This is a genomic window from Phytobacter sp. V69 (assembly GCF_965644215.1).
GTDB lineage: Bacteria > Pseudomonadota > Gammaproteobacteria > Enterobacterales > Enterobacteriaceae > Phytobacter.
The window spans coordinates 1-5,589 of sequence record NZ_CBFFRL010000252.1 but is presented as its reverse complement, the minus strand read 5'-3'; the positions used below and the strand labels follow the sequence as shown (position 1 = coordinate 5,589).

Here is a 5,589-nt window from a genome sequence, read left to right as displayed (position 1 = left end):
TGTCCGTCTGTACAGGTGGGCGTCTAAGTTACCAGTACTGGCTTAATGGCTACATACGGCGCTGGCTTTACGCTTACTACCAAGTCACTGCTACTGCTTACCATTTCTGGTGTTTGTCAGTAGTTCTAAACTAGTTATGCCTGTTATATAGTCATAACCACTTGATCTTTTTTGCTTTAAGAATAGTAGCCTAGAGCTCCCTCTGATACAGAAGAAACTCTATTTGTTAAAAATTATTATGACTGGCGAACTTAATCCAGCTCAGCTTATTCCAGCGATTTTAAGCTCACATCAATTAGTAGGCTTCTAAAACCAATGCCACCTTAGTAAAACCTGATGAGTCAGACCGGGATGCTCTTTTTGCTAGTCAGAATGTATGGTGGCACATAAGTTTCACGGCACGTATCCAGATAATCCGACCACCACTGCATCATAGCTTTTCGGGCATCGAGGTATTCTGCTTTGTGGATGTAAGCCGCTCGAACGCTGTTGCGTTCCTGATGGCTCATTTGACGCTCAACGGCATCCTGTGACCATAGACCCGATTCCATCAGGGCACTACAGGCCATTGCCCGGAATCCGTGTCCGCAGATTTCATCTTTCGTGTCATAACCCATCAAGCGCAGCGCTTTATTGACCGTATTTTCGCACATTGGCTTATATGGATTATGATCACCTGGGAATATCAGTTCCTGATGTCCGGATATATCCCGTATCTGTTTCAGAATAGCGATGGACTGACGGGAGAGAGGAACGATATGTGGAGTGCGCATTTTCGCGCCACGCCCGGAATAACGCACACCGGGGATGGCTTCACGGGTAGCCGGAATCGTCCAGATTTTGTTTCTGAAATCGATCTCAGACCAACGGGCAAAGCGCAGTTCGCTGGAACGGATAAACAGGTGCAATGTTAGTGATACTGCCAGGCGGGTTAATTCTCGTCCTTGCTTGTAGTCTTTAATACGGGTTAACAGTTCTGGTAGTTGCTCCAACGGAAGGGCAGGATAGTGGCGTTTAACGGGCGGGGCGATTATACCGTCCAGATTGGCCGCCGGATTATGCTCTATCAACTCCTGATGCACGGCATGACGCATGATGTTGCACATATGCTGCCGAGTGCGTGCCGCTACTTCTAGCAAACCTTTTTTTTCAATTCCTTTCAGCAGGTCGATGAAATGGCGGGTTTTCAGTTCTGTGACTGGCAGGTGTCCAATTATCGGGAAGATATGATTGTTCATGCTGGCAAGCAGACGGGCGGCATGGTTCTCTGACCATGATCTGTTGCTTTTATGCCAGCTCAACGCGACAGACTTGAAGGTTTCTCTCGGTAAGACAGTGGCTCTTTCAGTGGAGCGCTGTTGTGCTGGGTTGATATTCTGCACCAGCAATTTACGAATGCCGTCACGCTGCTGACGAGCATCAGCCAGAGAAACATCAGGATAGGCACCTAAGCCGAGGCGGGATTCTTTTCTATTGATGCGATATTTGAGATACCAAAGACGTGAACCGCTAGGATTGACTAAAAGGTACAGACCATGAGAGTCGGAAACTTTGAAGGGTTTTGCGGATGGTTTTAAGTTGCGGATTTTTGAGTCGTTAAGAGACATTGGGGGTCACTCCGTCATCGAACCAACTTGACCCCAAATCTGACCACCAAATTCTCCCGATGCGGAGGGTAAACTGAAAATGCATCGGGAAGACTTTTCACGCTAACATATTGAATCTGAATCACATAAGGATTCACGAAGCGGCATGAAAACAAGAATTTGGCTCCTCTGACTGGACTCGAACCAGTGACATACGGATTAACAGTCCGCCGTTCTACCGACTGAACTACAGAGGAATCGGTGTGGAGTCGTATCTTAGCGGCGAAAAAACTTTTGTCAAACCTGATTTCCAACACTTTTGTGCAACTGCCGCAATTCACGGCAGTTTGCTGTAATTAACAACAATTTTTTGGAAATGCTTTGCAGGATCACGAAATCTCCCCCATCATTTGAAATGAAGTTTCATCTTTCTCTCTTTAAGGTCAATTTTGAACGTCGTCGCCCCGATACGCCAGGTCGTCATGCGCACGCCATGGTACGCCAAACGCAAGAGCTACAAAGTCCTGTTCTGGCGTGAAATCACGCCGCTCGCTGTCCCCATCTTCCTCGAAAACACCTGTGTCCTGTTAATGGGCGTGCTCAGTACCTTCCTTGTCAGCTGGCTCGGTAAAGAGGCCATGGCGGGCGTGGGGCTGGCCGACAGCTTTAACATGGTCGTCATGTCGTTTTTTGCCGCGATTGACCTCGGGACCACCGTTGTTGTGGCATTCAGCCTTGGCAAGCTCGATAAAAAGCGGGCGAGGGCGGCAGCGCGTCAGTCGCTGATGATCATGACCCTGTTCTCCATTTTACTGGCGGCGGTCATCCACTACTTCGGCGCGGAAATTATCGATTTTATCGCCGGGGCAGCCACGCCAGAGGTAAAAGCACTGGCGCTGACCTATCTGGAACTCACCGTACTCAGCTATCCGGCGGCGGCCATTGCGCTGATTGGTAGCGGAGCGCTGCGTGGAGCCGGGAACACTAAAATTCCGCTGCTGATTAACGGCGGGATGAACATCCTCAACATTATTATCAGTAGCGTGCTGATTTACGGTGCGTTCTCCTGGCCGGGGCTGGGTTTTGCCGGTGCCGGGCTGGGGCTGACCATTGCTCGCTACATCGGCGCGATTGCGATTGTCTGGGTGCTGATGATTGGCTTTAATCCGGCGCTGCGTATTCCGCTGAAAAGCTACTTCCAGCCGCTTAACTTCGCCATTATCTGGGAAGTGATGGGGATTGGGATCCCGGCGAGTATCGAGTCGGTGCTGTTTAACGGCGGGAAACTGCTCACACAAATGTTTGTCGCCGGAATGGGGACCAACGTTATCGCCGGTAACTTTATTGCCTTCTCGGTGGCGGCGCTGATTAACCTGCCGGGTAACGCCCTGGGCTCGGCATCTACTATTATTACCGGCAAACGGCTGGGAAAAGGGCAGCGCAGTCAGGCCGAGCGACAGCTGCGCCACGTGTTCTGGCTGGCGACTATCGTGCTGACCTTGATCGCGTGGGGCACGGCACCTTTTGCCGGGCTGTTAGCGTCGTTCTACACCCATGAAGAAGACGTAAAAGAGGTGGTCAAGACGCTTCTTTGGCTGAACGCCGCGTTTATGCCGATTTGGGCTGCTTCCTGGGTGCTGCCAGCCGGACAGAAAGGCGCGCGTGATGCCCGTTTCGCCATGTGGGTATCGATGCTTGGTATGTGGGGCTGTCGCGTGGTGGCGGGCTATACGCTTGGGATTATGCTCGGAATGGGTGTGGTCGGCGTGTGGCTTGGGATGGTGCTCGACTGGGCGGTGCGCGGCGTGCTCTTCTACTGGCGTATGGTAAGCGGCCGCTGGCTGTGGAAATACCCGAAAGTCCCGCGAGATCACACGTAACCGCTTCATTTTCCCGCAGAGTGGAGAATAAATCGGCAAACGGACATTTTTGTGAAAACAGCCTTTGACAAGGGCAGGAGGCATCGTTAATATGCGCCTCGTTCACACGATTCCTCTGTAGTTCAGTCGGTAGAACGGCGGACTGTTAATCCGTATGTCACTGGTTCGAGTCCAGTCAGAGGAGCCAATTTAAAGAAGCCAGATGTCTACTGACGTCTGGTTTTTTGCTTTCTATCAATTGGTTAACCCTTCAAGCTTGTCTACACACGTCTATTAAAAAACACTCGAAGCTACACCCTTTTGCTGGTAAAAATGCTGGTAAAGCTGGTTCGATTTTCTTTTTACCAGCAATCAGGGGAAACCGTCATGCCGCTTACTGATACCAAAGTAAAAAATGCCAGACCTTCCGAAAAGTCGGTTAAGCTCACTGACGGGTTCGGCCTCTACCTCCTTGTACATCCCAACGGTTCAAAATACTGGCAGTTGGGTTATCGTTTCGAAGGCAAACAGAAGGTCTTTTCGATTGGTGTCTACCCTGCCGTTTCTCTTGCTGATGCAAGACAACGACGTGATGAAGCCAAAAAGCTGTTAGCGTCTGGCATTGATCCCAGCGCTAAAAAACAGGCTGACAACAAAACCACACTGGAAAAGCGTAACCATACCCGCGCTTTCAAAACGGTTGCCAAAAGCTGGTTTGCAACGAAAACAACATGGTCAGATGATTATCAACGTTCTGTCTGGACTCGTCTTGAAACTTGCCTGTTTCCTGATATCGGCAACAAAGATATCGGTGAGTTAGATACAGGTGATCTGTTGGTTCCAATCAAGAAGATTGAAACGCTCGGTTTCCTTGAAATCGCTATGCGGGTAAAACAGTACGCTACCGCTATCCTGCGATATGCTGTTCAGCAAAAGATCATCCGCTTCAATCCTGCCTATGATCTGGAAGGTGCTGTACAGAAACCCCAGACAGAGCATCGTCCTGCAATTGAACTGGAAGAAATACCCGCCCTTCTGGAACGCATTGAGGACTATCAGGGACGCAGCAGACTCACATTACTGGCGCTAAAACTCAACCTATTGACGTTTGTACGTTCCAGCGAACTCCGCTTTGCCCGTTGGTCAGAGATCGATTTTAAAAGTGCCTTGTGGGTTATCCCGGAACAACGTGAAGTTATAGAAAAGATAAAACATTCAGGACGTGGTGCCAAAATGCGCAGGAAGCATTACGTGCCACTGTGCAATCAGGCGCTGACAATTTTGGAAGAGCTAAGAAATCTCACCTATGACGTGAGCGGTGATAACGGTTTTATCTTTACGGGCTGTTATGACGCTATGAAGCCAATGAGTGAAAACACAATCAACAAGGCGCTACGTAAAATGGGCTATGACACCAAAACCGACTTGTGCGGTCATGGTTTCCGTACCCTCGCTTGTAGTGCTCTGATTGAATCAGGTATCTGGTCAGAGGATGTTGTTGAGCTTCAAATGAGCCATATGGAAAAGAATAACGTCCGGGCAGCTTATACACACAAAGCCAAACATCTGGAACAACGCCGTCTGATGCTGCAATGGTGGGCTGATTTTCTGGATGCTAACAAGGATTTAATGGTCAGGCCGTTTGAGTTTGCACAGAAGGGATAAATTGAACAGAGGCCGGGGACGGCCTCATATGCATTAGCTCAAACTTGATCTGACAGTTATTTTTAGTAGAACACGATAAAATCTGACAACAGGCTTGTTTGTAGAACCAACAATGGGAAAATAACGGTGAAAAAAACAGTCGAGATACTGCAATACACATTACACAAAGGCACCGGAGCCGCTTTCCACACCATCATGCAGGAAATTAGCGTTCCCCTTCATCAACGCCACGGGATCGATGTTGTTTCGTTTGGTAACTCCCTGCATGACCCGGATTGCTACTATCTGATTCGCGCCTTTGACAGCGCCAAAAGCATGGTTGCTGTTCTTGATGCCTTTTATGCAAGCTCTGACTGGCGCAGTGGCCCGCGCGAAGACATAATTCGTAGTATCGAAACCAGTATTAAGGAAGGTGCGATTTAATCGTCAATTATGAGAACATAACCCTTTCTTTGACATAGACTTTTCACGATGCCCGC

Annotated in this window: 5 protein-coding genes and 2 tRNA genes; 5 read left to right on the top strand and 2 right to left on the bottom strand. The window is 49.2% G+C overall.

Annotated elements, in window-relative coordinates; genetic code table 11:
• Positions 1-341: 341 nt before the first annotated feature.
• Both ACSZPU_RS22770 and ACSZPU_RS22765 read right to left on the bottom strand, forming a co-directional pair.
• Entirely contained in the window at positions 342-1,607 is a 1,266-nt protein-coding gene (locus tag ACSZPU_RS22770; RefSeq protein WP_499003452.1) for a tyrosine-type recombinase/integrase, read from the bottom strand.
• 160 nt (positions 1,608-1,767) lie between these two features.
• Positions 1,768-1,843 (bottom strand) — tRNA-Asn (locus ACSZPU_RS22765).
• A 6-nt stretch (positions 1,844-1,849) separates the two neighbouring features.
• On the opposite strand from ACSZPU_RS22765, the gene ACSZPU_RS22760 reads away from it, so the two are divergent.
• The 5 genes from ACSZPU_RS22760 to ACSZPU_RS22740 all read left to right on the top strand — a co-directional run bounded on the left by ACSZPU_RS22760 (position 1,850) and on the right by ACSZPU_RS22740 (position 5,533).
• Positions 1,850-1,942 carry a DUF5951 family protein gene (locus tag ACSZPU_RS22760; RefSeq protein ID WP_499003449.1) on the top strand — a complete coding sequence of 31 codons (93 nt, stop codon included), beginning with the start codon at positions 1,850-1,852 and terminating at the stop codon, positions 1,940-1,942.
• Between the two features lie 126 nt (positions 1,943-2,068).
• Positions 2,069-3,466 (top strand): EmmdR/YeeO family multidrug/toxin efflux MATE transporter, encoded by a 1,398-nt coding sequence (locus ACSZPU_RS22755; protein WP_499003457.1) that lies wholly within the window; start codon positions 2,069-2,071, stop codon positions 3,464-3,466.
• Between the two features lie 111 nt (positions 3,467-3,577).
• A tRNA-Asn gene (locus ACSZPU_RS22750) sits at positions 3,578-3,653 on the top strand.
• 179 nt (positions 3,654-3,832) lie between these two features.
• Entirely contained in the window at positions 3,833-5,110 is a 1,278-nt protein-coding gene (locus ACSZPU_RS22745) for a tyrosine-type recombinase/integrase (RefSeq protein ID WP_499003454.1), read from the top strand.
• A gap of 126 nt (positions 5,111-5,236) precedes the next feature.
• Positions 5,237-5,533: an NIPSNAP family protein gene (locus tag ACSZPU_RS22740; protein WP_499003447.1), complete on the top strand. Its 297-nt coding sequence runs from the start codon at positions 5,237-5,239 to the stop codon at positions 5,531-5,533.
• Positions 5,534-5,589 lie beyond the last annotated feature (56 nt).

Bases quoted from the DNA above. Each gene is read 5' to 3' on its own strand.
- ACSZPU_RS22770 (WP_499003452.1), bottom strand. From the start codon at position 1,607: ATGTCTCTTAACGACTCAAAAATCCGCAACTTAAAACCATCCGCAAAA.
- ACSZPU_RS22745 (WP_499003454.1), top strand. From the start codon at position 3,833: ATGCCGCTTACTGATACCAAAGTAAAAAATGCCAGACCTTCCGAAAAG.
- ACSZPU_RS22755 (WP_499003457.1), top strand. From the start codon at position 2,069: ATGCGCACGCCATGGTACGCCAAACGCAAGAGCTACAAAGTCCTGTTC.